The 23,774-nt window shown below is 54.9% G+C and carries 25 protein-coding genes; 16 read left to right on the top strand and 9 right to left on the bottom strand.

Features of this window, described 5'->3' with window-relative positions:
• Positions 1–56: 56 nt before the first annotated feature.
• The 3 genes from ACWHWP_RS16360 to hisP are packed head-to-tail and all read left to right on the top strand — an operon-like array spanning position 57 to position 2,238.
• Positions 57–743, top strand: a complete 687-nt coding sequence (locus ACWHWP_RS16360) for a histidine ABC transporter permease HisQ (protein ID WP_023336422.1) — start codon at positions 57–59, stop codon at positions 741–743.
• Positions 740–1,456 carry an ABC transporter permease gene (locus ACWHWP_RS16355; protein ID WP_008502590.1) on the top strand — a complete coding sequence of 239 codons (717 nt, stop codon included), beginning with the start codon at positions 740–742 and terminating at the stop codon, positions 1,454–1,456. The genes ACWHWP_RS16360 and ACWHWP_RS16355 overlap by 4 nt, the downstream gene beginning before the upstream one ends.
• A gap of 8 nt (positions 1,457–1,464) precedes the next feature.
• Positions 1,465–2,238, top strand: a complete 774-nt coding sequence (hisP, locus tag ACWHWP_RS16350; RefSeq protein WP_059312855.1) for a histidine ABC transporter ATP-binding protein HisP — start codon at positions 1,465–1,467, stop codon at positions 2,236–2,238.
• A 48-nt stretch (positions 2,239–2,286) separates the two neighbouring features.
• Here the strand turns inward: hisP and ACWHWP_RS16345 are convergent, their stop codons facing one another.
• From ACWHWP_RS16345 to yfcG, 4 genes are all read right to left on the bottom strand, one after another.
• Positions 2,287–2,796 (bottom strand): GNAT family N-acetyltransferase, encoded by a 510-nt coding sequence (locus ACWHWP_RS16345; protein ID WP_059312854.1) that lies wholly within the window; start codon positions 2,794–2,796, stop codon positions 2,287–2,289.
• Between the two features lie 44 nt (positions 2,797–2,840).
• On the bottom strand, positions 2,841–3,734 hold the full coding sequence (locus ACWHWP_RS16340; RefSeq protein WP_447856017.1) for a TIGR01777 family oxidoreductase: 894 nt from the start codon (positions 3,732–3,734) through the stop codon (positions 2,841–2,843).
• Between the two features lie 13 nt (positions 3,735–3,747).
• Positions 3,748–4,116 carry a dihydroneopterin triphosphate 2'-epimerase gene (folX, locus tag ACWHWP_RS16335; RefSeq protein ID WP_047346633.1) on the bottom strand — a complete coding sequence of 123 codons (369 nt, stop codon included), beginning with the start codon at positions 4,114–4,116 and terminating at the stop codon, positions 3,748–3,750.
• A gap of 75 nt (positions 4,117–4,191) precedes the next feature.
• Positions 4,192–4,821, bottom strand: coding sequence for a GSH-dependent disulfide bond oxidoreductase (gene yfcG / locus ACWHWP_RS16330; protein WP_447856016.1), 630 nt, complete (start codon positions 4,819–4,821; stop codon positions 4,192–4,194).
• A 140-nt stretch (positions 4,822–4,961) separates the two neighbouring features.
• Between yfcG and yfcF the strand changes: the two genes are divergently transcribed.
• Genes yfcF through yfcD form a run of 3 tightly spaced genes read left to right on the top strand, consistent with a single transcriptional unit; the run spans position 4,962 to position 6,824 of the window.
• Positions 4,962–5,606: a glutathione transferase gene (gene yfcF / locus ACWHWP_RS16325; protein WP_447856015.1), complete on the top strand. Its 645-nt coding sequence runs from the start codon at positions 4,962–4,964 to the stop codon at positions 5,604–5,606.
• Between the two features lie 56 nt (positions 5,607–5,662).
• Positions 5,663–6,214 carry a phosphodiesterase gene (yfcE, locus tag ACWHWP_RS16320; protein WP_047346630.1) on the top strand — a complete coding sequence of 184 codons (552 nt, stop codon included), beginning with the start codon at positions 5,663–5,665 and terminating at the stop codon, positions 6,212–6,214.
• Between the two features lie 55 nt (positions 6,215–6,269).
• The gene (yfcD, locus tag ACWHWP_RS16315) at positions 6,270–6,824 is read left to right on the top strand and encodes an NUDIX hydrolase YfcD (protein WP_047346629.1); all 555 of its coding nucleotides are present in this window, start codon (positions 6,270–6,272) and stop codon (positions 6,822–6,824) included.
• 3 nt (positions 6,825–6,827) lie between these two features.
• Here the strand turns inward: yfcD and ACWHWP_RS16310 are convergent, their stop codons facing one another.
• Positions 6,828–7,847 (bottom strand): LacI family DNA-binding transcriptional regulator, encoded by a 1,020-nt coding sequence (locus ACWHWP_RS16310; protein WP_047346628.1) that lies wholly within the window; start codon positions 7,845–7,847, stop codon positions 6,828–6,830.
• Between the two features lie 234 nt (positions 7,848–8,081).
• On the opposite strand from ACWHWP_RS16310, the gene ACWHWP_RS16305 reads away from it, so the two are divergent.
• The 5 genes from ACWHWP_RS16305 to ACWHWP_RS16285 all read left to right on the top strand — a co-directional run bounded on the left by ACWHWP_RS16305 (position 8,082) and on the right by ACWHWP_RS16285 (position 12,064).
• On the top strand, positions 8,082–8,525 hold the full coding sequence (locus ACWHWP_RS16305; RefSeq protein WP_059312850.1) for a PTS sugar transporter subunit IIA: 444 nt from the start codon (positions 8,082–8,084) through the stop codon (positions 8,523–8,525).
• 80 nt (positions 8,526–8,605) lie between these two features.
• A complete protein-coding gene (locus ACWHWP_RS16300) occupies positions 8,606–8,878 on the top strand; it encodes a PTS sugar transporter subunit IIB (protein ID WP_047346626.1) in 273 nt (90 codons plus the stop codon).
• Positions 8,879–8,899: 21 nt separating this feature from the next.
• Positions 8,900–10,291 carry a PTS ascorbate transporter subunit IIC gene (locus tag ACWHWP_RS16295; protein ID WP_063429128.1) on the top strand — a complete coding sequence of 464 codons (1,392 nt, stop codon included), beginning with the start codon at positions 8,900–8,902 and terminating at the stop codon, positions 10,289–10,291.
• Entirely contained in the window at positions 10,288–11,118 is an 831-nt protein-coding gene (locus ACWHWP_RS16290; RefSeq protein WP_447856014.1) for a transketolase, read from the top strand. Before ACWHWP_RS16295 ends, ACWHWP_RS16290 begins: the two co-directional genes overlap by 4 nt.
• Positions 11,111–12,064, top strand: a complete 954-nt coding sequence (locus ACWHWP_RS16285; protein WP_063957846.1) for a transketolase family protein — start codon at positions 11,111–11,113, stop codon at positions 12,062–12,064. The genes ACWHWP_RS16290 and ACWHWP_RS16285 overlap by 8 nt, the downstream gene beginning before the upstream one ends.
• A 106-nt stretch (positions 12,065–12,170) precedes the next feature.
• Here ACWHWP_RS16285 and pta read toward each other — a convergent pair whose 3' ends face one another.
• Both pta and ackA read right to left on the bottom strand, forming a co-directional pair.
• Complete coding sequence (gene pta / locus ACWHWP_RS16280) at positions 12,171–14,315, bottom strand: phosphate acetyltransferase (RefSeq protein WP_059312847.1); 2,145 nt, start codon at positions 14,313–14,315, stop codon at positions 12,171–12,173.
• 76 nt (positions 14,316–14,391) lie between these two features.
• Positions 14,392–15,594 carry an acetate kinase gene (ackA, locus tag ACWHWP_RS16275; RefSeq protein ID WP_033146081.1) on the bottom strand — a complete coding sequence of 401 codons (1,203 nt, stop codon included), beginning with the start codon at positions 15,592–15,594 and terminating at the stop codon, positions 14,392–14,394.
• Positions 15,595–15,931: 337 nt separating this feature from the next.
• On the opposite strand from ackA, the gene yfbV reads away from it, so the two are divergent.
• From yfbV to ACWHWP_RS16255, 4 genes are all read left to right on the top strand, one after another.
• Entirely contained in the window at positions 15,932–16,387 is a 456-nt protein-coding gene (gene yfbV / locus ACWHWP_RS16270) for a terminus macrodomain insulation protein YfbV (RefSeq protein ID WP_059312846.1), read from the top strand.
• A gap of 91 nt (positions 16,388–16,478) precedes the next feature.
• Positions 16,479–16,973, top strand: coding sequence for a YfbU family protein (locus ACWHWP_RS16265; protein ID WP_008502874.1), 495 nt, complete (start codon positions 16,479–16,481; stop codon positions 16,971–16,973).
• Between the two features lie 11 nt (positions 16,974–16,984).
• The gene (locus tag ACWHWP_RS16260; RefSeq protein WP_059312845.1) at positions 16,985–17,644 is read left to right on the top strand and encodes a sugar phosphatase; all 660 of its coding nucleotides are present in this window, start codon (positions 16,985–16,987) and stop codon (positions 17,642–17,644) included.
• 75 nt (positions 17,645–17,719) lie between these two features.
• Complete coding sequence (locus ACWHWP_RS16255) at positions 17,720–19,552, top strand: SLC13 family permease (RefSeq protein ID WP_059312844.1); 1,833 nt, start codon at positions 17,720–17,722, stop codon at positions 19,550–19,552.
• A 53-nt stretch (positions 19,553–19,605) separates the two neighbouring features.
• Here ACWHWP_RS16255 and yfbR read toward each other — a convergent pair whose 3' ends face one another.
• A complete protein-coding gene (gene yfbR / locus ACWHWP_RS16250; RefSeq protein ID WP_028016242.1) occupies positions 19,606–20,205 on the bottom strand; it encodes a 5'-deoxynucleotidase in 600 nt (199 codons plus the stop codon).
• Positions 20,206–20,323: 118 nt separating this feature from the next.
• Complete coding sequence (alaA, locus tag ACWHWP_RS16245; protein ID WP_059312843.1) at positions 20,324–21,538, bottom strand: alanine transaminase AlaA; 1,215 nt, start codon at positions 21,536–21,538, stop codon at positions 20,324–20,326.
• A 940-nt stretch (positions 21,539–22,478) separates the two neighbouring features.
• Between alaA and lrhA the strand changes: the two genes are divergently transcribed.
• Positions 22,479–23,417 carry a transcriptional regulator LrhA gene (gene lrhA / locus ACWHWP_RS16240; protein ID WP_047346617.1) on the top strand — a complete coding sequence of 313 codons (939 nt, stop codon included), beginning with the start codon at positions 22,479–22,481 and terminating at the stop codon, positions 23,415–23,417.
• The last annotated feature ends 357 nt before the right edge of the window (positions 23,418–23,774 follow it).

Genomic DNA, 23,774 nt, shown 5'->3' with positions numbered 1-23,774 from the left:
CTGCGGGAGGGGAAAAGACACGGTTCCACCACTCACGATACGACAGGGCTCGCGGTATGCTGTACGGATTTTCTGGCGTTATTTTACAGGGCGCGCTTGTCACCCTTGAGCTGGCTATCAGCTCCGTGGTGCTGGCGGTGCTGATTGGTCTGGCAGGCGCAGGGGCGAAGCTTTCAGCTAACAAACCGCTGGCGCTGATCTTTGAAGGCTACACCACGCTCATTCGCGGCGTTCCCGATCTGGTGCTGATGCTGCTTATCTTTTACGGTCTGCAGATTGCGCTTAACAGCGTGACGGATGCGATGGGCATGGGACAAATTGATATCGACCCAATGGTGGCCGGTATTATTACCCTCGGTTTTATCTACGGTGCCTACTTCACCGAGACCTTCCGCGGTGCTTACATGGCCGTGCCGAAAGGCCACATTGAGGCGGCGACCGCATTTGGTTTTACCTCTTCACAAACGTTTCGTCGGATTATGTTCCCGGCCATGATGCGCTATGCGCTGCCGGGCATCGGCAACAACTGGCAGGTTATCCTCAAAGCCACAGCGCTGGTCTCGCTGCTCGGCCTGGAAGATGTGGTGAAAGCCACTCAGCTGGCAGGCAAAAGCACCTGGGAGCCGTTCTACTTTGCGGTGGTTTGTGGCGTTATCTACCTGGTCTTTACGACCGCCTCCAATGGTGTGCTGCTTCTGCTCGAGCGTCGCTACTCCGTGGGTGTGAAGAGGGCTGACCTGTGATTGAGATTATTCAGGAATACTGGAAATCGCTGCTGTGGACAGATGGCTATCGCTTTACCGGCGTGGCGATTACGCTCTGGCTGCTGATCTCCTCCGTGGTGATGGGCGGCATTCTGGCGGTGTTTCTTGCCATTGGCCGCGTGTCGAACAATAAATTTATTCAGTTCCCTATCTGGCTGTTTACCTACGTCTTTCGCGGTACGCCGCTGTACGTGCAGCTGCTGGTGTTCTATTCGGGAATGTACACGCTGGAGATCGTAAAAGGCACCGAGATGCTGAACGCGTTCTTCCGCAGCGGCCTGAACTGTACGGTGCTGGCGTTGACGCTCAATACCTGCGCCTATACCACCGAGATTTTTGCGGGGGCAATTCGTTCTGTGCCTTACGGCGAGATTGAAGCGGCGCGCGCGTACGGCTTCTCCTCAGTGAAGCTTTACCGTTGCATCATTCTGCCCTCAGCGCTGCGTATCGCGTTACCGGCGTACAGCAACGAAGTGATTTTGATGCTGCACTCCACCGCGCTGGCCTTCACCGCGACGGTGCCGGACCTGCTCAAAATTGCGCGCGATATCAACTCCGCGACCTATCAGCCGTTTACCGCGTTTGGCATTGCGGCAGTACTCTATTTAATTATCTCGTATGTTTTGATTAGCCTGTTCCGTAAGGCTGAAAAACGCTGGTTGCAGCATATAAAACCTTCTTCGACGCACTGAGAAAGATGATGGCTGAGAACAAATTAAACGTTATTGATTTGCACAAACGCTACGGCGAACATGAAGTGCTGAAAGGGGTGTCGCTGCAGGCGAATGCGGGCGACGTGATCAGTATCATCGGCTCATCCGGCTCGGGGAAAAGTACCTTCCTGCGCTGCATTAACTTCCTTGAAAAGCCGAGCGAAGGCTCGATTGTGGTGAGCGGGCAGAATATTACGCTGGTGCGTGACAAAGACGGCCAGCTGAAGGTGGCAGATAAGCATCAGCTGCGCCTGCTGCGTACGCGTCTGACGATGGTGTTCCAGCACTTCAACCTCTGGAGCCATATGACGGTGCTGGAGAACGTGATGGAAGCACCGGTTCAGGTGCTGGGCCTGAGCAAGCAGGAAGCCCGCGAGCGCGCGGTGAAATACCTGGCAAAAGTGGGTATCGACGAGCGCCAGCAGATGAAATACCCGGTGCATCTCTCCGGCGGTCAGCAGCAGCGTGTCTCCATCGCCCGCGCGCTGGCGATGGAACCCGAGGTGCTGCTGTTCGACGAGCCGACCTCAGCCCTGGACCCGGAACTCGTCGGCGAAGTGCTGCGCATCATGCAGAAGCTGGCCGAAGAGGGCAAAACGATGGTGGTGGTGACGCACGAGATGGGCTTCGCCCGTAACGTCTCGAACCACGTTATCTTCCTGCATCAGGGTAAAATTGAAGAGCAGGGGCATCCGGACGAGGTGCTGGCGAACCCGCAAAGCCCGCGTTTGCAGCAGTTCCTGAAGGGGTCGTTGAAGTAGGTTTGGCCTTTCTCCCTCTCCCTGTGGGAGAGGGTCGGGGTGAGGGCATCAGACCGCACCACACTCCAGCCGATAAACCCAGTCGTCGTACCGCACGCCGTCAATCTCATACGCCTTTTCCAGCACCTGCGTGCGAGCAAACCCCGCTTTCTCCAGCACCCGCACCGACCCGACATTGTCCGCCAGCACGTAGGCGTTAATCGCCTTCACGCCGGTCTGGTTAAAGGCGTAATCACACACCGCGCGCAGCGCCTCGCTGGCGATACCTTTTCCCTGCGCGGCAGGCACAACCGTATAGCCGATGTCGGCCTCTTCACGATTCTCAGCGCTGATTTGCAGGCCGATATCGCCAAGCGGCGTGTCATCATTCTGAAAGCGGATCACAAACACATGTGCAGCCGTGAGCCGTGCGGCAAACACGCGTCGCGTCTCTTTTTCGGGGGCGATGGCGGCCATATAGCGCATGATGGCGGGGTCTTCGCGCAGCGAGCGAAAGAAGGCCCAGTCAGTGGGTTCGAAAGGGGTGAGGTGCAGACGGGGTGTGGTGATGGTTGCCATTGTTACGCCATTTCATCGGAACATGGCGTACGACTGTAGCATATTCACCGCACCACATCCTCCAGCGCTTCTTCTAAATCATACCAGCGAAACGCAAACCCGGCCGCTTCCAGCCGTTTGGGTAGCGCGCGCTGTCCGCCTAATACCAGCACAGAGGCTTCCCCCATCATCAGGCGAATGACCGTGGCAGGTACGCGCAAAATCGCCGGGCGGTGCAGGACATGCCCCAGCGCGTGGGCAAACTGTTCGTTACGCACCGGATACGGCGCAACCATGTTAAACGGCCCGCGCAGGTCGTTATCCAGCAGCCAGAGAATACCGTTGACCATATCGTCGATGTGGATCCACGCCAGATACTGACGGCCATTGCCGATGGGGCCGCCGAGTCCAAGTCGGAATGGTGGAAGCATCTTCCCCAGGATTCCGCCTTTCGGCGCAAGCACGACGCCGGTCCGCAGCAGGCAGACGCGGGTACGATCGCTCTGCGCCGCGCAGGCAAGACGCTCCCACTGGGCGCAGAGCTTATGGGTAAACTCGTTATGGGGCGGCTCTTCCTCGGTCACCACCACCTCTCCGAGATCGCCATAATAGCCCACCGCTGAACCCGAAATCAGCACCGAAGGCGGCGTGTGGCTATTGCGGATTAGCTCGACCAGCTTTTCGGTAATGTTCCACCGGCTGCTGCATAACAGCTGTTTTTGCTCCTCCGTCCAGCGCTTATCGGCGATGGGTTCACCCGCGAGGTTAATGACGGCGTCGAAGCCGTCCAGATTTTGCTGCTCGGCCAGATTTTTCCAGATGTCGATACCCGCCCCCAGCACCTGGCGTGCTTTCTCAGGGCTGCGCGTGGCCACGGTAACGTCGTGATGCAAGGCCTGCAGGTGCGCAATAAGGTGACGACCAATGAGGCCAGTACCGCCGGTCAGCAAAATCTTCATACAACCTCCAGGTTTACGCCTGGCGTTTCCAGCTTAACGTCATAGAGACTGAGTCGGCGTAACGCAGGGCGTGAAGTTTATCGATCTCAACTTCAGCATAAGTGACCCAGTGATGTTCGCGTGCGATATCGAGCACATCCTGAGTTAATTTTTCCAGCAGAGAGAAGCGGTTATTTTCCACGTACTGGATGATGTTTTTGGTGATGGTGCGGTAGTTCAGCGCGTCATTGATGTCTTCGCTTGCCCGCGCTTTGTCTGCCGGGTAGTGAATCACTACGTTAATGACAATATCCTGACGGTTGGCGATCTCTTCCTCTTTGATGCCGATAAAGGTACGCAAGCGTAAATTTTTTATACGAATAACAGCGTCTGGCTGTGACATTGCAGGTCTTCTCCGTGTCAGTATTTTCCGCTCATCATACATGAGAGGCTTGCGGGCACCCAGCCTCATACCGTGTTAAATCAGCTGGATTTTTTGCATCGCGCGTTCGGTGGCCGGGCGGGTCCGAATGCGCTCAAACCAGTTGTTCACGGCCGGGTAAGCGGCTAAGTCAATTCGGTGTTTTTCATGCGTATTCACCCACGGCCAGCAGGCGATATCGGCAATGCTGTAATGATCGCCCCCGAGCCACGGCGTTTTCTTCAGCCGACGGTTCAGCACGTCATAGAGCCGTTGAGTCTCAACCTGATAGCGCTCTATCGCATAAGGAATGGGCTGCGGGGCGTAAGCGGTAAAATGGTGATTTTGCCCCAGCATGGGCCCCAGTCCGCTTGCCTGCCAGAAGAGCCACTGCAGGGTATGGTGACGTTCGCGCAACTCTCCGCTCAGCAGTTTGCCGGTTTTCTCCGCCAGGTAAAGCAAAATCTCACCGGATTCAAACAGGCTCAGCGGCCTGCCTCCGTCGGCCGGCTGGTTATCAATAATGGCCGGGATTTTATTGTTCGGCGAGATAGCCAGAAAGAGAGGACTGAACTGATCGCCTTTGCTGATATCCACGCGAATGATCCTGTAATCCAGCTCGGCTTCCTCAAGAAAGAGGGTGATCTTATGGCCGTTTGGGGTAGGGGCATAATAAAGGTCGATCATTCTCAACTCCTGTCCATGCGAATAGTGATGCCATGACAAATGAGTATAGGTGGTTGTTGTAAATCGTGAGTTTTCATCAAGTGACAGCGAGGCAAAGAGATTATATGTTGAGTAAAAACCGATCAGCCGATGAGGATGTTATGAACCAGCCCGTAATTACGTTGTGGTCCGATGCGAATTTCTTTTCTCCCTATGTAATGAGCGTATACGTTGCGCTGGCCGAAAAAGGGCTCACTTTTACGCTGAAGACCGTCGATCTCGACGGCGGTGAACACCTCAAACCGCAGTGGCAGGGTTACGATCTGACCCGACGCGTGCCAGTGCTGGAAATTGATGGTTTTGCCCTGAGCGAATCCTCGGCGATCGATGAGTATCTGGAAGATCGGTTCGCGCCGCCCGAGTGGGAGCGGATCTACCCGCACGACCTGCAAAAACGCGCCCGGGCGCGGCAGATCCAGGCGTGGTTGCGCAGCGATCTGGTGCCGATTCGCGTGGAACGCTCAACGGATGTCGTTTTTGCCGGAGTGAAAAAGCCATCCCTGAGCGCAGAGGGCACTGAAAGCGCGCAGAAGCTGATTGAAACCGCCACCGCGCTGCTCTCCCAAGGCAACCCGAACCTGTTCGGCGAGTGGTGCATTGCCGACGCCGATCTGGCGTTGATGCTAAACCGCCTGATCCTCAATGGTGACGAGGTGCCGCAACTGCTGGTCGATTATGCCGCGTTTCAGTGGCAGCGAGCCTCCGTGCAGCGCTATGTGGCACTCTCCGCTAAGCGCGCGGGCTGATAAGCCCTGACGCTTCAGGTATGATGTGGGCAGTCTGATTTCCCGAGGAGTGACTGATGAAACTGATGTTTGCGTCGGATATCCATGGATCGCTGCCCGCTACCGAGCGCGTGCTCTCTCTGTTTGCACAAAGCGGCGCGCAGTGGCTGATTATTCTGGGCGATGTGCTTAATCACGGCCCGCGCAATGCGCTGCCGGAAGGCTATGCCCCTGCGCAGGTGGCTGAAAAACTGAATGCGTATGCCTCGCGCATCATCGCCGTTCGCGGCAACTGCGACAGCGAAGTGGACCAGATGCTGCTGCATTTTCCTATTACCGCGCCGTGGCAGCAGGTGCTGCTGGAACAAAGCCGCCTGTTCCTGACCCACGGGCATCTTTTTAGCCCGGATAATCTCCCTGCGCTCGCGGCTGGCGATGTCCTGGTTTACGGTCATACTCATATTCCGGTTGCTGAAAAACGCGGTGATATTTATCACTTTAACCCGGGTTCGGTCAGCATCCCGAAAGGCGGATATCCTGCGAGCTATGGCATGCTGGATGGAAATACCCTGAGCGTTATCGCACTTAATGATCAGCAAGTTATTGCGCAGGTAGCGATTAATCCGTAAGTTACACCTCAATTACAAACGCGCCGAAAGAGCGCTTAGACGAGAAGGTTTCCCGATGGTGGAGCAGAGTCATTTGGCAAGTACAGAGTGGGTTGACATTGTCAACGAAGAGAATGAAGTGATCGCGCAGGCCAGCCGCGAACAAATGCGTGCGGAGCGCCTGCGTCACCGTGCGACATATATCGTTGTTCATGACGGTATGGGCAAAATTCTGGTTCAGCGCCGCACGGACACCAAAGATTTTCTCCCTGGTATGCTGGATGCCACAGCAGGTGGCGTTGTCCAGGCGGATGAAGTGCTGCTGGATTCTGCGCGTCGTGAAGCGGAAGAAGAGTTAGGTATTGCCGGTGTGCCGTTTGCCGAGCACGGTCAGTTCTATTTCGAGGATGAGCATTGCCGCGTCTGGGGCGGGCTGTTTAGCTGCGTCTCTCACGGTCCGTTCGCCCTGCAGGAAGAAGAAGTCAGCGAAGTGAACTGGATGACGCCGGAAGAGATTACCGCGCGCTGCGACGAGTTCACGCCGGATTCGTTAAAAGCGCTGGCGCTGTGGATGACCCGTAACGCCAAAAACGAATCCGCTAAACCGGAAAAAGAGGAAGAGGCCGAGTAAGCTTCAGCAACTCTCTCTCAGACACAGACTGGACGCGATGGGCTTTTGATCGCGCCAGTCCCCGTCATTCAGGCGCTCCAGTAACGCTTTCCCGGCTTCAATCCCAATCTTACGATGCGGTACCGCCATCGTCGTCAGCGGCGGCTGACAGACGCGGCTGACGTCGCTATCGCCAAAACCCACAACTGCCAGATCGTCCGGCACCTTGATTCGCCTGCGCTGGCACTCGTACAGTACGCCGCAGGCCAGCTCGTCAGAGACGCACACCAGCGCATCCAGCTCGGGCCAGGCCAGCAGGAATTCAGGCAGCTGCGCTGCACCGGTCGAGAAACTCGGCGACATCGCCGCGTTAATGACCCGGTTCGGCGACATATGGTGGCGAAGCATAGCCTTGTACCAGCCCTGCAGATGCTGCTGGAAAATCCACTGCTCCTGGTTGGCGCACAGCAGGCCAATATTTTGGTAGCCGCGCTTAATCACCATTTCCGTCAGCTCATACATGGCCGCCACGTTATCAATTCCGATGTTCATATCAATCGGATCGGCACGCATGGCACCCATTTCCATCACCGGAATGGAGGCATTTTTGAGCCAGTGACGAACGGTATCGGTATGTTCAACGCTGAGCAGGATAGCGGCGGCAATATTCGACGCAAGCAGCGTCTCCAGCAACTTCTCTTCCTGCTCAAGACGGTGCTGGGATTCAGCCAGCATGATCTGATACCCGGCAGGCTGCAGCACCTGCTGTAGCCCGGCGAACATCTCCGAGCAGCCGGCCTCGGAGAGATTAGGCACTACCATGGCTATCGTCCATGACGACGCCGAGGCCAGCGCGCTGGCGGCAAGATTAGGCATGTAGCCCAGCTCCTGCACCGCTGCTTCAATTTTTTCTCGTAGTTTATCGGAAACCTGTTCGGGCGTGCGGAGTGCACGGGACACGGTCATCGTGCCCACACCGGCAAGCTGTGCGACATCGGCGAGTGTCACTTTACCAGTACTGCGCCGTTTTCGGGTTAGAGACATACACCTTCCTGCTGACCAGACGCGTTCTTATTTTCCTTCGCTTCACGTGACAGGCAGTATACGCCTTAAATCCCTTTTTTTGCTGTGTTTTAGCACCGTGATTGCAATTTGATAGCGCTATCACATTTCTGCATGTTAACGATTGGTAGCGCTATCTTTGTGATCGCGATCGCAGTCATTCGGCGATGCGTTGAATAAAGTTTGCTCATCTTTAGCGTGTAGCGGGAGTGAAAAGTGCTCAAAAAATGGATATATGATACAACCATCACGCTGCAGGATAGCGTCGAAAACTGGCCGCAGGCGCTGGAGCTGTGCGCGAAGCCGCTGCTGGATTTGCAGGTGATTGAGCCTGAATACGTCACGGCCATCATCCAGCAGCACCACGCGTTAGGACCCTATTATGTGCTGGCACCAGGGCTGGCGATGCCGCATGCGCGGCCGGAGGAAGGAGCTAAAGGACTGGGGTTGTCATTATTAAAACTAAAACAGGGCGTCTCATTTGGTGCCGGCGAGTTTGACCCTGTCGATGTGATTATTATGCTCGCGGCACCCGACAAAAATAGCCATATCGAAATGATCTCATCGCTGGCCGAATTATTTTCCAGCGATGCAGATATGGCTCAACTGCATCAGGCGAATACTCTGGAGGAGATAAAAACGATTATTAACCGCTTCTGATTTATTTTTTAATCCGGTTTTTCACGACATTACGCGTCAGCGTGGTGGGGCGTACTCTACTCAAAATAAGGGGACAAACAATGAAAATCATGGCTATTTGCGGTTCTGGCCTGGGCAGTAGTTTTATGGTCGAAATGAACATTAAAAAGGTTCTCAAAAAGCTGGACATTGAGGCCGACGTTGAACACTCCGATCTCTCCTCGGCAACGCCGGGCGCGGCCGATCTGTTCGTGATGGCAAAAGACATTGCGGCCAGCGCCAGCGTGCCGGAAAGCCAGCTGGTGGTGATCAACAACATCATTGATATCAACGAACTTGAAGCGCAGTTGCGCGGCTGGTTCGAAAGACAATAACCCTGATAAGGCGAGGTGGATATGTTTATCCTTGAAACGCTGAATTTCGTTGTTGATATATTAAAAGTCCCTTCGGTACTGGTGGGGTTAATTGCTTTAATTGGCCTGGTTGCACAGAAAAAAGCATTTTCCGACGTGGTGAAAGGGACCATTAAAACCATACTGGGCTTTATTGTACTCGGCGGTGGCGCCACGGTGCTGGTTGGGTCATTAAATCCTTTAGGCGGCATGTTTGAACACGCCTTTAATATCCAGGGCATTATTCCTAATAACGAGGCGATTGTTTCCATTGCGCTGGAAAAATACGGTGCTTCAACCGCGCTCATTATGGCCTTTGGGATGGTGGCGAATATTATCGTCGCACGCTTTACCCGCCTGAAGTACATCTTCCTGACCGGGCATCACACCTTCTACATGGCGTGCATGATTGGCGTGATCCTGACGGTGGCGGGCTTTGAGGGGGTAGGGCTGGTGTTTACCGGATCGCTGATCCTCGGCCTGATCATGGCTTTCTTCCCGGCGATTGCGCAGCGCTACATGAAGCGCATTACCGGCAACGATGAGATTGCCTTCGGCCACTTCGGCACCCTGGGCTACGTGCTCTCCGGCTGGATTGGCAGCAAGGTGGGTAAAGGCTCACGCTCAACCGAAGAGATGAACCTGCCGAAGAACCTGAGTTTCCTGCGTGACAGTTCCATCTCTATTTCCCTGACCATGATGATTATCTACCTGATCATGGCGGTGAGCGCCGGACGCGAGTACGTCGAGGCCACCTTCAGCGGCGGTCAGAACTACCTCGTCTACGCCATCATCATGGCGATTACCTTCGCGGCGGGCGTGTTCATCATCCTGCAGGGCGTGCGCCTGATTCTGGCGGAAATCGTCCCGGCCTTTACCGGCTTCTCGGAAAAGCTGGTGCCCAATGCGCGTCCAGCCCTGGACTGCCCGGTGGTCTATCCGTATGCGCCAAACGCGGTGCTGATCGGCTTCCTGTTCAGCTTCCTCGGAGGAATTGTGGGGTTGTTCATCTGCGGGCAGTTCAGCTGGGTGCTGATCCTGCCGGGCGTGGTGCCGCACTTCTTCACCGGCGCAACGGCGGGCGTGTTTGGTAACGCCACCGGCGGACGTCGCGGGGCAATGATTGGCGCCTTTGCCAACGGCCTGCTGATCACCTTCCTGCCGGTCCTGCTGCTGCCGGTGCTGGGCGCAATTGGCTTTGCCAACACCACCTTCTCGGACGCTGACTTCGGCGCGGTCGGGATTGTGCTCGGCAACCTGGCGCGCTTCCTGTCGCCGCTTGCCATTACCGGACTGGTCGTTGCGTTGTTCGCGCTGCTGGTGGCGTACAACGTCTTCGCGAAAAACAAACCTGCGGGCGGTAACGCGCAGGAAAACACCGGAGCCAAATCATGAATGAGAAAGAGATAACCGAACTTGCGCGTCAAATTCGTCTTGAGACCCTGAAAACGCTGACGCAGCTGGGGTTTGGCCACTACGGCGGCAGCATGTCGGTGGTTGAAACCCTGGCCGTGCTGTACGGCGCGGTGATGAAAATCGACCCGGCGGACCCGGACTGGCCAGAGCGGGACTATTTTGTTCTGTCGAAAGGCCATGCAGGCCCGGCGCTCTACAGCACGCTGGCGATTAAGGGTTACTTCCCGGTGGAGGAGCTGAGCACGCTCAACCACAACGGTACGCGGCTGCCAAGCCACCCGGACCGCCTGAAAACGCGCGGCGTGGATGCCACCACCGGTTCGCTGGGGCAGGGGATTTCCATCGCCGGCGGCATGGCGCTGTCGCACAAGCTGGCGGGGCGACCGAGTCGGGTGTTTTGCATCGTCGGTGACGGCGAGCTGAACGAGGGACAGTGCTGGGAAGCCTTCCAGTTTATCGCCCACCATCGCCTGAACAACCTGACGGTGTTCGTCGACTGGAACAAACAGCAGCTGGATGGCGAGCTGGATGAGATCATCAGCGCATTCGACCTGGAGGGGAAATTCCGCGCCTTTGGCTTTGACGTCGCGACGGTGAAGGGTGACGACATTCCGGGTCTGCTGACAGTAACGTCGCGGGTCCCGACTGCCGATGCACGTCCGTTAGTCGTCATCCTCGACAGCATCAAAGGGCAGGGGGTGCCGTACCTGGAGCAGCTCAGCAACTCGCATCACCTGCGGTTAACCCCGGAGAGCAAAGCGGCCCTCAACGAGACGATTCGCCAACTGGAGGCTTCACATGATTAAGGTTGCACCGGCAGGGCAGAAAGACGCCGTCGAGATGCGCAAGGTATACGCGGGCTTTGTGGCAAAACAGATTGAGGCTGGCAGTGAGATTATCGCTCTGGAAGCCGACCTGATGAGCTCGATGGCGATGGACGGCGTGGCGCGCGATTATCCGCAGCACGTGATTAACTGCGGCATTATGGAAGCCAATGTCATCGGCACGGCGGCGGGGCTGTCGCTTACCGGACGTAAGCCGTTTGTTCACACCTTCACCGCGTTTGCCAGCCGCCGCTGCTTCGACCAGCTGTTTATGTCCCTGGACTACCAGCGCAACAACGTGAAGGTAATTGCCTCGGATGCGGGGGTAACGGCCTGTCACAATGGCGGGACCCATATGTCATTTGAGGATATGGGCATCGTGCGAGGCCTGGCACACTCGATGGTGCTGGAAGTCACCGACGCGGTGATGTTTGAGGACGTGCTGCGCCAGCTTATCGACCTCGAAGGGTTCTACTGGGTGCGCACCATCCGTAAGCAGGCGCCGAGCGTCTATGCGCCGGGCTCAACCTTCACCATCGGCAAAGGCAACGTGCTGCGTGAGGGGAGTGATATTACGCTGATCGCCAACGGCATCATGGTGGCGGAAGCGCTGGAGGCGGCGCGACAGCTGGAGCAGGAGGGCGTCAGCGCGGCGGTCATCGACATGTTTACCCTGAAGCCTATCGACAGGATGCTGGTGAAAAACTACGCCGAGAAAACCGGACGGATTGTGACCTGTGAAAACCACAGCATTCACAACGGGCTGGGGTCAGCGGTGGCGGAAGTGCTGGTGGAAACCTGCCCGGTGCCGATGCGGCGAGTGGGGGTGAAGGAGCGTTACGGTCAGGTGGGGACGCAGGAGTTCCTGCAGAAGGAGTATGGCCTGACGGCACATGACATTGTGTCGGCGGCGAGAGAGCTGCTGTAATAAAAAAGGCGACTCTGTAGTCGCCTTTCTTGCCGGATGGCGCTTCGCTTATCCGGCCTACAAAACCGTAGGCCCGGTAAGCGCTAGCGCCACCGGGCTTTTTATCTTACTGCTGCTGCTGCGAAGACTGGATCGCGGTCAGCGCGATGGTGTAGACGATATCGTCAACCAGCGCACCACGGGACAGGTCGTTCACAGGTTTGCGCATACCCTGCAGCATAGGCCCGATGGAGATCAGGTCTGCAGAACGCTGTACCGCTTTGTAGGTGGTGTTACCGGTGTTCAGATCCGGGAAGATGAACACGGTAGCGCGACCTGCAACCGGAGAGTTCGGCGCTTTGGATTTCGCAACGTCAGCCATAACGGCGGCATCGTACTGCAGCGGGCCGTCGATCATCAGGTCAGGACGTTTTTCCTGTGCCAGACGGGTCGCTTCACGCACTTTCTCTACGTCGCTACCTGCACCAGAGGTGCCGGTGGAGTAGGAGAGCATCGCCACGCGCGGTTCGATACCGAAGGCAATCGCGGAGTCCGCGGACTGGATTGCGATTTCAGCCAGCTGCTCTGCAGTTGGATCCGGGTTGATCGCGCAGTCGCCGTAAACGTAAACCTGTTCAGGCAGCAGCATGAAGAATACGGAAGAGACCAGAGAGCTGCCCGGTGCCGTTTTGATCAGCTGCAGCGGTGGACGGATGGTGTTTGCGGTGGTGTGAACCGCACCGGAAACCAGACCGTCAACTTCGTCCTGCTCCAGCATCAGCGTACCCAGCACCACGTTGTCTTCCAGCTGTTCGCGCGCAACGGCTTCGGTCATGCCCTTGCTCTTACGCAGCTCAACCAGACGGGCAACGTAGCTTTCGCGAACCACTTCAGGGTCGACGATTTCGATGCCAGCGCCCAGCTCAACGCCCTGAGACGCCGCAACGCGGTTGATCTCATCAGGGTTACCCAGCAGCACACAGGTCGCGATGCCGCGCTCTGCACAGATAGCAGCCGCTTTAACGGTACGTGGTTCATCGCCTTCTGGCAGAACAACGCGTTTGCCTGCTTTACGCGCCAGCTCGGTCAGCTGATAACGGAATGCAGGAGGAGACAGACGGCGGCTGCGCTCGGAGGTTGCGGTCAGGGATTCGATCCAGTCTGCGTTAATGTAGCCCGCAACGTATTCCTGAACTTTCTCAATACGCTCATGGTCATCAACCGGCACTTCCAGGTTGAAGCTCTGCAGGCTCAGAGAGGTCTGCCAGGTATTGGTGTTCACCATGAAGACCGGCAGGCCGGTCGCGAACGCGCGTTCGCACAGTTTGCTTACGCGTGGGTCCATTTCGTAAGCGCCGGTTAGCAGGATGGCACCGATTTCCACGCCGTTCATCGCGGCCAGGCAGGCTGCAACCAGCACGTCTGGACGGTCTGCGGAGGTCACCAGCAGGGAACCTGCGCGGAAGTGTTCCAGCATGTGCGGAATGCTGCGCGCACAGAAGGTCACGGACTTCACGCGGCGGGTGTTGATGTCGCCTTCGTTAACGATGGTGGCGTTCAGGTGACGCGCCATGTCGATTGCACGGGTGGCGATCAGATCGAAGCTCCATGGCACCGCGCCCAGAACTGGCAGCGGGCTGGATTCCTGCAGCTTAGCCGGGTCAACTTTGACCACTTTCGCTTTGGAAGAGTCGTCGAAAATTTCGGACAGGTCAGGGCGAGTACGGCCCTGCTCATCAACTGGCGCGTTCAGCTTGTTCACGATCACGCCGGTGATGCTGGTATTTTTCGCGCCGCCGAAGCTGCTGCGCGTCAGTTCGATACGCTCGTTTAGCTGCTCTGGGGTATCGGTGCCCTGAGACATCACGAAAACGATCTCTGCGTTCAGGGTTTTCGCGATTTCGAAGTTCAGAGACTGGGCAAACTGGTGTTTGCGCGTCGGGACCAGGCCTTCAACCAGCACCACTTCAGCGTCTTGCGCGTTAGCATGGTAGTTGGCGATGATCTCTTCCATCAGCACGTCTTTCTGGTTGCTGGACAGCAGAGATTCAACGTGGCTCATCTTCAGCGGTTCGGCCGCTGGCAGATTGGAGTTCTTGCGAACGATGGTGGTAGTCTGGTCTGGCGCATCGCCACCGGCACGTGGCTGGGCGATTGGCTTAAAGACGCTCAGACGAACGCCTTTGCGTTCCATAGCACGGATAACGCCAAGGCTGACGCTGGTCAGGCCGACGCTGGTTCCGGTAGGGATCAGCATAATAGTACGGGACACGGTTTATCCTCTTTCGTTACCGCCTAAATGTGGCGGGTTACAAAACAGCACCGCCAGCATTGCTGGCGGTGTGGAATCAGGCAGTCAGGCGGTGCGCGTCTTGCGCAATGACCAGTTCTTCGTTAGTTGGGATAACGAGAGCAGGGCGGGTGCCTTCTTTGTTGATGAAGCCAGACTTGCCGAAGCGGGCAGCCAGGTTACGCTCGTGATCAACGTCGAAGCCCAGAACGCCCAGTTTGCCCAGGGACAGTTCACGAACCATTGCCGCGTTCTCACCGATACCACCGGTGAAGATAACCGCGTCCAGACGACCATCCATCAGCGCAGTGTAAGAGCCGATGTACTTCGCCAGACGGTGGCAGTAAACGTCCATTGCACGTTTAGCGTCTTCTTTCTCTGCGTAGTTGTCTTCAACATAACGGCAGTCGCTGGTGACTTCGGTCAGACCCAGCAGGCCAGACTCTTTGGTCAGCATTTTGTTGATCTGGTCAACGCTCATGCCCAGGGTGTCGTGCAGGTGGAAGATGATCGCCGGGTCGATGTCACCGGAACGGGTACCCATCACCAGACCTTCCAGCGGGGTCAGACCCATGGAGGTATCAACACATTTACCGTTGCGGATAGCAGAAACAGAACCACCGTTGCCCAGGTGGCAGGTGATGATGTTCAGTTCTTCAACCGGCTTGTTCAGAACTTTTGCGGCTTCCTGAGTCACATAGAAGTGGCTGGTGCCGTGCGCGCCGTAACGACGTACGCCGTGCTCTTTGTACAGGCTGTATGGCAGGGCATAGAGGTAAGACTCTTCAGGCATGGTCTGATGGAACGCGGTGTCGAATACGGCCACGTTTTTGTCTTTCAGATTCGGGAAGGATTTCAGCGCTTCAGCGATACCGATCAGGTGCGCCGGGTTGTGCAGCGGTGCAAAAGAGGCGGAGTCTTTGATGCCCTGGATAACAGATTCGTCGATCACGACGGAGCTGGTGTATTTTTCGCCGCCGTGGACGATACGGTGACCAATCGCAGTCAGCTGAGCAGACAGTTCTGGTTTTTGTGCCAGAATAGTGTTAACGATAAAGTTCAGCGCTTCACTGTGAGCGGCGCCTGCACCTAAAGCCGCTTCTTGTTTGCTGCCGTCCATCTTCCACTTGATACGTGCTTCAGGCAGATGGAAACATTCGGCCAAACCAGAGAGGTATTCGTCACCGTTGAGCGCATCGATGATGGCGAATTTCAGTGAGGAGCTACCGCAGTTCAGAACCAGTACTAACTTACTCGACATGGAAGTACCTATTATTGATACGTGGCTAAAAAAACGTCAGTGAGTCTTACAGCGTAACGCATGATGACTCAGACATTTATGATTAACATCATGCCAAACGAACATTGTGGCATGATGGAAGAAATAACTATGATTTTATGCCATTTTGCACAATTTTCAGCCAATGGCATAATATGCGATAATTTGACGAGTTAATGATTCTCGTCTAAGGCCCTATCAGGCTGGCACAGGATACCCGATACGGGGTAGAGATGACAAAATATTTTGAACGTTGTCATAGCTTGTTGTGGTTTTGCACGAAAATTTTAATTTTTATATGTGAAGTTGAGGTACAGCCATGTCGACACCAGAGATCCCGTCCGTAAATTTCTTCAGTCTGTTTCGTCGGGGACAGCATTACGCGAAGACGTGGCCGATGGAAAAGCGCCTTGCGCCCATGTTCATTGAGAATCGCACCATCCGCGCCACGCGCTATGCGATTCGCTTTATGCCGCCCGTCGCCGTCTTTACGCTGTGCTGGCAGATAGCGCTGGGTGGGCAGCTTGGTCCTGCCGTCGCGACGGCACTCTTCGCGTTAAGCCTGCCAATGCAGGGCCTGTGGTGGTTAGGTAAACGCTCCGTCACGCCACTCCCACCTTCTATTTTACACTGGTTTTATGAAGTTCGCGGAAAACTGGAGGAGGCCGGACAGGCGCTCGCCCCGGTCGAAGGCAAGCCCGACTACCAGGCGCTGGCGGACACGTTAAAGCGTGCTTTTAAGCAACTGGATAAAACATTCCTCGATGACTTGTGATTGATCATCGAAACGACGACGAAAAGAAGGCACAGTAACAATCAGTTACCGTGTCTTTTTTTTAAGTGCAATGCGCTACAGGAGTCGAAAGATGGAAATGACCCATGCTCAACGTCTGATTTTGTCTAACCAGTACAAGATGATGACTATGCTTGATCCCGATAACGCTGCGCGCTACAGCCGCCTGCAGACCATCGTCGAACGCGGCTTTGGTTTGCAAATGCGCGAACTGGACCGCGAGTTTGGCGAGCTGAAAGAAGAAACCTGCCGCATCGTGATCGACATCATGGAGATGTATCACGCCCTGCACGTCTCCTGGACGAATCTCAAAGATCAGCAGTCCATTGACGAGCGCCGCGTGACTTTCTTAGGCTTTGATGCGGCAACGGAAGCGCGTTATCTGAGCTATGTTCGCTTTATGGTGAATACCGAAGGGCGTTACACCCACTTTGACGCGGGTACCCACGGTTTCAACGCGCAGACCCCAATGTGGGATAAATACCAGCGTATGCTGAGCGCGTGGCACGCCTGCCCGCGTCAGTACCATTTAAGCAGCAACGAAATTCAACAAATCATTAATGCCTGACGGAGGTGCATGTGCAGTGTAGAGGTTTTCTGTTTGATCTGGACGGTACGCTGGTGGATTCGCTGCCGGTTGTGGAGCGTTCATGGTGCCACTGGGCTGACAGACATGGCATCGACCATCAGGAGGTGCTGAATTTTATCCATGGCAAACAGGCCATTACCTCGCTACGGCACTTCCTGGCCGGACGCTCTGAGGACGAAATTCAGGCGGAGTTCAAATACCTGGAACACATTGAAGCCACAGACACGGAAGGCATCACCGCCTTACCGGGCGCGCGTGAACTGCTTGAGCATCTGAACGAAGCGCAGATCCCGTGGGCTATCGTCACTTCAGGCTCCATTCCCGTCGCCCACGCCCGCCATAAGGCGGCAGGCCTACCGAAGCCGGAAGTGTTTATCACTGCGGAGCGCGTTAAGCGCGGCAAGCCTGAACCCGATGCCTTTTTGCTGGGTGCTGAACTGCTGGGGCTCGCCCCCGCAGAGTGTGTGGTAGTAGAAGATGCGGCGGCCGGCGTACTGGCCGGGCTGAACGCCGGAAGCCACGTTATTGCGGTGAATGTTCCGGCGGGGTCTCCCCGGCTGGAGGAGGCAGACTTCGTGCTGGATTCTCTGACGGCCCTGGCTGTTTCGAAAGCCTCTGACGGCGTTGTAACCGTCTCGCTAAAAATGTAAACCCATGATATAGCCCCACGCTGATGGGGCTTTTTTATGGCAAAATTTCTCATCTCCCACTGACAAGGACATGTTGTGAACGGTGAACTGATTTGGGTCCTGAGCCTGCTTTTAATCGCCATCATTCTTTTTGCAACGGGCAAGGTGCGCATGGACGCCGTCGCCTTGTTTGTCATCGTCGCGTTTGTGCTGAGCGGTACGCTCACGCTGCCGGAAGCCTTCTCCGGGTTCAGCGATCCCAACGTTATCCTCATTGCCGCCCTGTTTATCATCGGCGATGGCCTCGTGCGCACCGGTGTGGCGACCATCATGGGGTCGTGGCTGGTGAAGGTGGCGGGCAACAGCGAAACGAAAATGTTGATCTATTTGATGCTGACGGTCGCCGGGCTGGGGGCGTTTATGAGCTCAACGGGCGTGGTTGCTATCTTTATCCCGGTGGTGCTGAGCGTCTCCATGCGGATGCAGAGCTCGCCGTCGCGCCTGATGATGCCCCTGAGTTTTGCCGGTTTGATCAGCGGCATGATGACCCTGGTGGCAACGCCGCCGAACCTGGTCGTCAACAGCGAGCTTATTCGGGAAGGCTTCCAGGGCTTCAGTTTTTTCAGCGTCACCCCGCTTGGGCTGGTCATTCTGGTGCTGGGCGTGCTTTACATGCTGCTGACCCGTTTTGCCCTCAAAGGCGAAAAACAGGACAAAAGCAAAGAGGGCTGGAAACGACGCACCTTCCGCGATCTGATAAAAGAGTACCGCCTCACCGGGCGCGCGCGCCGTCTGGCCATTCGCCCCGGCTCGCCGATGGTGGGGCAACGGCTTGACGACCTGAAGCTGCGCGAGCGCTATGGCGCGAATGTGATTGGTGTCGAGCGCTGGCGTCGTTTTCGCCGGGTCATCGTCAACGTCAACGGGGTATCGGAATTCCGCGCGCGGGATGTCCTGCTGATTGATATGTCTACCGCGGATGTAGATCTGCGCGAGTTTTGCAGTGAACAGATGCTGGAACCGATGGTGCTGCGCGGAGAGTATTTCTCAGACCAGGCGCTGGATGTCGGCATGGCCGAAGTGTCGCTGATCCCCGAATCGGAACTGTTGGGCAAAACCGTGCGGGAAATGGGGTTCCGGACGCGCTATGGCCTGAATGTCGTGGGGCTGAAGCGCGATGGCGTGGCGGTGGAAGGGGCGGTGGTGGACGAGCCGATCCTGCTGGGCGATATCTTTCTCGTCGTCGGCAACTGGAAGCTGATTAGCCAGCTCGGGCAAAAGGGCCGCGACTTTGTGGTGCTCAACATGCCTGTTGAAGAGAGCGACGCCTCCCCGGCGCACAGCCAGGCGCCCCATGCCATTTTTTGTCTGGTATTGATGGTGGCGCTGATGCTGACCGACGAGATCCCAAATCCGGTTGCGGCCATTATTGCCTGCCTGTTAATGGGGAAATTTCGCTGCATTGATGCCGAGAGCGCCTATAAAGCGATTCACTGGCCAAGCATCATTTTGATTGTAGGGATGATGCCGTTTGCACTTGCCCTGCAAAAAACCGGCGGTGTGGATTTAGTCGTTAAAGGACTTATGGACGTTGGCGGAGGATACGGCCCGTATATGATGATGATGTGCCTGTTCGTCATGTGCGCCACCATTGGGCTGTTCATTTCCAATACCGCCACGGCGGTGCTGATGGCACCCATCGCGCTGGCGATGGCGAAATCCATGGGCGTATCGCCGTATCCCTTTGCGATGATGGTGGCGATGGCTGCATCAGCAGCGTTTATGACGCCGGTCTCTTCACCGGTCAATACCCTTGTGCTGGGGCCGGGGAACTACCGGTTCAGCGATTTTGTGAAGCTGGGTGTGCCGTTCACCGTGCTGGTGATGCTGGTATGCGTGGTGTTGATACCGGTGTTATTCCCGTTTTAGCGTGAGCGCAGAAACGTAGGCCGGGTAAGGCGAAGCCGCCACCCGGCGAAAAATTACAACGGAGAATCCTGGCTAATCTCATCCAGCGATAAATGGAAGCTCGGTACAAATACCTGCATAAAGTAATCCATCTCTTCGCTGCGGCGGGATTCCAGCGTTTTTTCCAGACGCGTTTTCGCCAGTAAAAACTCGTTATTCCCCGCGGACAGCTCTTCGAGACACTTCAGGTAGGCACACAGCGCGTCGGCTTGTTTGACCAGCGACTTTTCGTCTTCCGTATACTGATGCTCATCGATGAGCGGTTCAAAGATGTCGCGCAGCTCTTCTGGCACCATGTCAATCAGCTTCTGCTGGGCAATCTTTTCGATGGCCTTATATTCCTGCGCAATCTGCGAGTTGAAATATTTCACCGGCGTAGGCAGATCGCCGGTCAGCACTTCCGAGGCATCATGGTACATCGCCAGCAGAGCGATGCGTTCGGCGTTGACCTGACCGTTGAATTTGCGGTTTTTGATGGCGGCCAGCGCGTGCGCGACCATAGCAACCTGCAGGCTGTGCTCTGAAACATTTTCCGTGCGGACGTTGCGCATCAGCGGCCAGCGGTTGATGAGCTTCAGACGGGAGAGGTGGGCAAAGAAATGGCTCTGACTCATAGGTTACCTTTTGTCTTTACTGCGACAGGCATTCATTGTGCGGGGAGGGGAGGCAAGATGCAAATCTGCAGGTGTTGTAGGCCGGGTAAGCGTAGCGCCACCCGGCAGAAAGCCAGCGTTACTGATGATAACCGGACAGGAATCGCCCGAAGCGGTTGATGGCCATTTCGAGGTCATCTTCGCGCGGCAGCGTCACGATACGGACGTGATCTGGCCATGGCCAGTTAAACGCCGTGCCCTGAACCAGCAGCACTTTTTCCTGCAACAGGAAATCGAGCACCATTTTCTGGTCGTCGTGAATGTTGAAGCGCTTCGCGTCGATTTTCGGGAACATATACAGCGCCCCGTTCGGCTTCACGCAGGAGACACCCGGGATATCGTTGATCAGCTCCCACGCGCGGTTACGCTGTTCGTACAGGCGACCGCCGGGAACGATGAACTCGCTAATGCTCTGATAGCCGCCAAGCGCCGTCTGGATCGCGTGCTGCGCCGGAACGTTGGCGCATAAACGCATGGAGGCCAGCATCTCCAGCCCTTCAATATAGCCTTTGGCGTGTTTTTTCGGACCGTTTAAGACCATCCAGCCCTGACGGAAACCGGCCACGCGGTAGGTTTTAGACAGGCCGTTAAAGGTGACGGTCAGCAGATCCGGGGCCAGCGCGGCAATAGAGTGGTGCTGTGCTGCGTCGTACAGGATCTTGTCGTAAATCTCGTCAGCGAAGATGATCAGGTTATGCTGGCGAGCGAGCTCGACGATCTCCATGAGCAGCTCTTTTGAGTAGACCGCGCCCGTCGGGTTGTTCGGGTTAATGATCACAATGCCGCGCGTGCGAGGCGTGATTTTCGCGCGAATGTCATCGAGGTCCGGGAACCAGTCAGAGGACTCATCGCACAGATAGTGTACGGCTTTACCGCTGGACAGCGATACGGCTGCCGTCCACAGCGGGTAGTCCGGCGCGGGTACCAGCATTTCGTCTCCGCTGTTCAGCAGCGCCTGCATTGCCTGCACAATCAGTTCGGAAACGCCGTTACCGATATAAATATCTTCAACGGTAACATCACGCATACCGCGTGCCTGGTAGTGCTGCATGATGGCTTTACGTGCGGAGTAAAGTCCTTTTGAATCGCAATAGCCCTGTGCGGTAGGAAGGTTGCGGATCACATCAACCAGAATTTCATCCGGCGCTTCAAAACCAAATGGCGCGGGGTTACCAATGTTGAGTTTCAGAACCTTATTGCCTTCTTCTTCAAGGCGTTTAGCCTCTTTCAGAACCGGGCCACGGATGTCATAACAGACGTTATCAAGCTTGCTGGATTTTTCGATAGGGGACATGAACCTTTAACCTTTTCGCTATTATTGCCGCTCCCTGCCGTGGAAGTCAGCACGGAATAATGTACTCCCCCCTCGCTTCGTTTTGAAGGGCGTGCAGTAGAAGATTTTGTGCTGGTAGCGAAATTTTGATAAATCTTTTTCTCTGAGCGTAAACTTCTTTACTGCCTTAAAGTTGTACACATAGAGAGGAACTAGGTTAATTGTGCTATGTGGTCGTAGAAATGCTGTATATTGTGCTGGTGAAAAATAAGTGATGAGGAGACAGAGGTGGCAATCACTCTGGGTGACTTTTCGTAAAACCTGAATGCTTGATACATCTTACGTTAATAGCATACTGTGGCTAAAAGTTACTCATGTGAAATTAATGTTAAGTGCCATTAATGAATGGTCTTAATCTAAATTAAAATTTATTTATTATTAACCTAAAAAATGCAACTTTAGTTAATTCTAATAAAATTAGTTTAGAAGCTTAACATTCTTCTTTAATCCTCAATATTGCAATAAGACTTATAAATAAAGTGGATTTGGGTTAAGATGTCTTTCAGGAAAGCAGAGGTCAGATGCCAGCTTTTTGTATATCAGACACTGACTTTCCGAATTAATTGATTGTTATTGTTGGAGTTATCTCTGGCTGGAATGTGTCGAACATCTCCTGCTACGTTGACAGCGCTGCGATAAAGATGGCAGAAAAGGTGTTATACCTTTAATGTAATTTACATAAACCTGCGAACATCTAAATATCCTGAACGTTAAAAGAGAATAAAAATAACGTCATGAAACGTGCTTTCTGACTGTTGATATAAAGCAGCACAATAACTATCTGTCAGGCAGTCTGCCGGGCCGGGATGCGAGGGAAAACCTTCAGAGGGAATTGCTTAACTGTTATACACACAGCTTCAACCCGGGCAGCTCCGCACGAGCAACCTGAAAGTGAAAAGATATGATAAATGCAAATCGTCCGATAATGAATCTCGACCTCGATCTGCTGAGAACGTTTGTTGCGGTCGCCGATCTCAACACTTTTGCAGCTGCTGCTGCCGCCGTTTGCCGAACCCAGTCCGCCGTTAGCCAGCAAATGCAGCGGCTGGAGCAACTGGTTGGTAAAGAGCTTTTTGCCCGTCACGGGCGTAATAAGCTCTTAACGGAACACGGTATTCAGCTTCTGGGTTATGCCAGGAAAATTCTTCGCTTTAATGATGAAGCATGTATGTCATTAATGTTTAGCAACCTTCAAGGGGTGCTAACGTTAGGCGCATCTGATGAGTCAGCGGATACTATATTGCCGTTTCTTCTCAACCGCATTAGTTCGGTTTATCCGAAGCTTGCGCTGGATGTCAGCGTAAAGCGTAATGCCTTTATGGTTGAGATGTTAAATGAGAATAAAGTCGACCTGGTGGTCACCACGCATCGTCCCGGGCAGTTTGATTGCCTGACGCTGCGTACATCGCCTACGCACTGGTATTGCGCAGCCGAATATGTGCTGCAAAAAGGGGAGCCGGTTCCTCTGGTGTTACTGGATGACCCGAGCCCGTTCCGCGATATGGTGCTGACGGCGTTGAATGAGGCCAACATTCCGTGGCGTCTGGCGTACGTGGCTTCCACGTTGCCAGCGGTTCGTGCCGCGGTGAAAGCCGGGCTTGGCGTAACGGCCCGTCCGGTAGAGATGATGAGCCCGGATCTGCGCGTCCTGGGTAAATCCGATGGGCTTCCAGCGCTGCCAGATACGGAATACCTGCTCTGCCATAACTCAGCCAGTCATAACGAGTTGGCAAAAGTGGTGTTCGAGGCGATGGAAAATTACCACAACCCATGGCAGTTCGAGCGTGTTACCTCCGAAGGGGGGGATGATTCCCTGATTGTAGAAGGTGACTTTGAGTGATCGCTAGCTCAAAATTGTGGTAACAAAATGTAAGTGTAAAAAAAAGCCACTCGTGTGATTTTCGCATGCAGTGGCTTTTTTTTAGCAACAATACCCACTTGCGACGAGTGGGTTTTTAAGATTATATATATTAATCAAATGGTTGAACTGTTTTGATTAAAACTTATCCGTTTCCCGTTCTCACGTCATCCGTATCCTACCTTTGTTAAAAAAACAGGAAAGATGTTGCCGTTTTCCAGGTTGAATTAACAAAAGCGTGTCTCAGATCAAGAAAATACTCCTATTTGGGGGGAGGAATCGTTGGCAAATCCTGTCAAAATAGGAGGGTTATTTTTTTTACTTCCGAAACGGACACGA

The sequence above is a fragment of the Enterobacter sp. WI-ESBL-E8 genome (assembly GCF_053364895.1).
This window is presented reverse-complemented; position numbering and strand designations above follow the sequence as displayed.

Bases quoted from the DNA above. Each gene is read 5' to 3' on its own strand.
- ACWHWP_RS16360 (WP_023336422.1), top strand. From the start codon at position 57: ATGCTGTACGGATTTTCTGGCGTTATTTTACAGGGCGCGCTTGTCACC.
- hisP (WP_059312855.1), top strand. From the start codon at position 1,465: ATGGCTGAGAACAAATTAAACGTTATTGATTTGCACAAACGCTACGGC.
- ACWHWP_RS16345 (WP_059312854.1), bottom strand. From the start codon at position 2,796: ATGGCAACCATCACCACACCCCGTCTGCACCTCACCCCTTTCGAACCC.
- ACWHWP_RS16340 (WP_447856017.1), bottom strand. From the start codon at position 3,734: ATGAAGATTTTGCTGACCGGCGGTACTGGCCTCATTGGTCGTCACCTT.
- folX (WP_047346633.1), bottom strand. From the start codon at position 4,116: ATGTCACAGCCAGACGCTGTTATTCGTATAAAAAATTTACGCTTGCGT.
- yfcG (WP_447856016.1), bottom strand. From the start codon at position 4,821: ATGATCGACCTTTATTATGCCCCTACCCCAAACGGCCATAAGATCACC.
- yfcF (WP_447856015.1), top strand. From the start codon at position 4,962: ATGAACCAGCCCGTAATTACGTTGTGGTCCGATGCGAATTTCTTTTCT.
- yfcE (WP_047346630.1), top strand. From the start codon at position 5,663: ATGAAACTGATGTTTGCGTCGGATATCCATGGATCGCTGCCCGCTACC.
- yfcD (WP_047346629.1), top strand. From the start codon at position 6,270: ATGGTGGAGCAGAGTCATTTGGCAAGTACAGAGTGGGTTGACATTGTC.
- ACWHWP_RS16310 (WP_047346628.1), bottom strand. From the start codon at position 7,847: ATGTCTCTAACCCGAAAACGGCGCAGTACTGGTAAAGTGACACTCGCC.
- ACWHWP_RS16300 (WP_047346626.1), top strand. From the start codon at position 8,606: ATGAAAATCATGGCTATTTGCGGTTCTGGCCTGGGCAGTAGTTTTATG.
- ACWHWP_RS16295 (WP_063429128.1), top strand. From the start codon at position 8,900: ATGTTTATCCTTGAAACGCTGAATTTCGTTGTTGATATATTAAAAGTC.
- ACWHWP_RS16290 (WP_447856014.1), top strand. From the start codon at position 10,288: ATGAATGAGAAAGAGATAACCGAACTTGCGCGTCAAATTCGTCTTGAG.
- ACWHWP_RS16285 (WP_063957846.1), top strand. From the start codon at position 11,111: ATGATTAAGGTTGCACCGGCAGGGCAGAAAGACGCCGTCGAGATGCGC.
- ackA (WP_033146081.1), bottom strand. From the start codon at position 15,594: ATGTCGAGTAAGTTAGTACTGGTTCTGAACTGCGGTAGCTCCTCACTG.
- yfbV (WP_059312846.1), top strand. From the start codon at position 15,932: ATGTCGACACCAGAGATCCCGTCCGTAAATTTCTTCAGTCTGTTTCGT.
- ACWHWP_RS16265 (WP_008502874.1), top strand. From the start codon at position 16,479: ATGGAAATGACCCATGCTCAACGTCTGATTTTGTCTAACCAGTACAAG.
- yfbR (WP_028016242.1), bottom strand. From the start codon at position 20,205: ATGAGTCAGAGCCATTTCTTTGCCCACCTCTCCCGTCTGAAGCTCATC.
- alaA (WP_059312843.1), bottom strand. From the start codon at position 21,538: ATGTCCCCTATCGAAAAATCCAGCAAGCTTGATAACGTCTGTTATGAC.
- lrhA (WP_047346617.1), top strand. From the start codon at position 22,479: ATGATAAATGCAAATCGTCCGATAATGAATCTCGACCTCGATCTGCTG.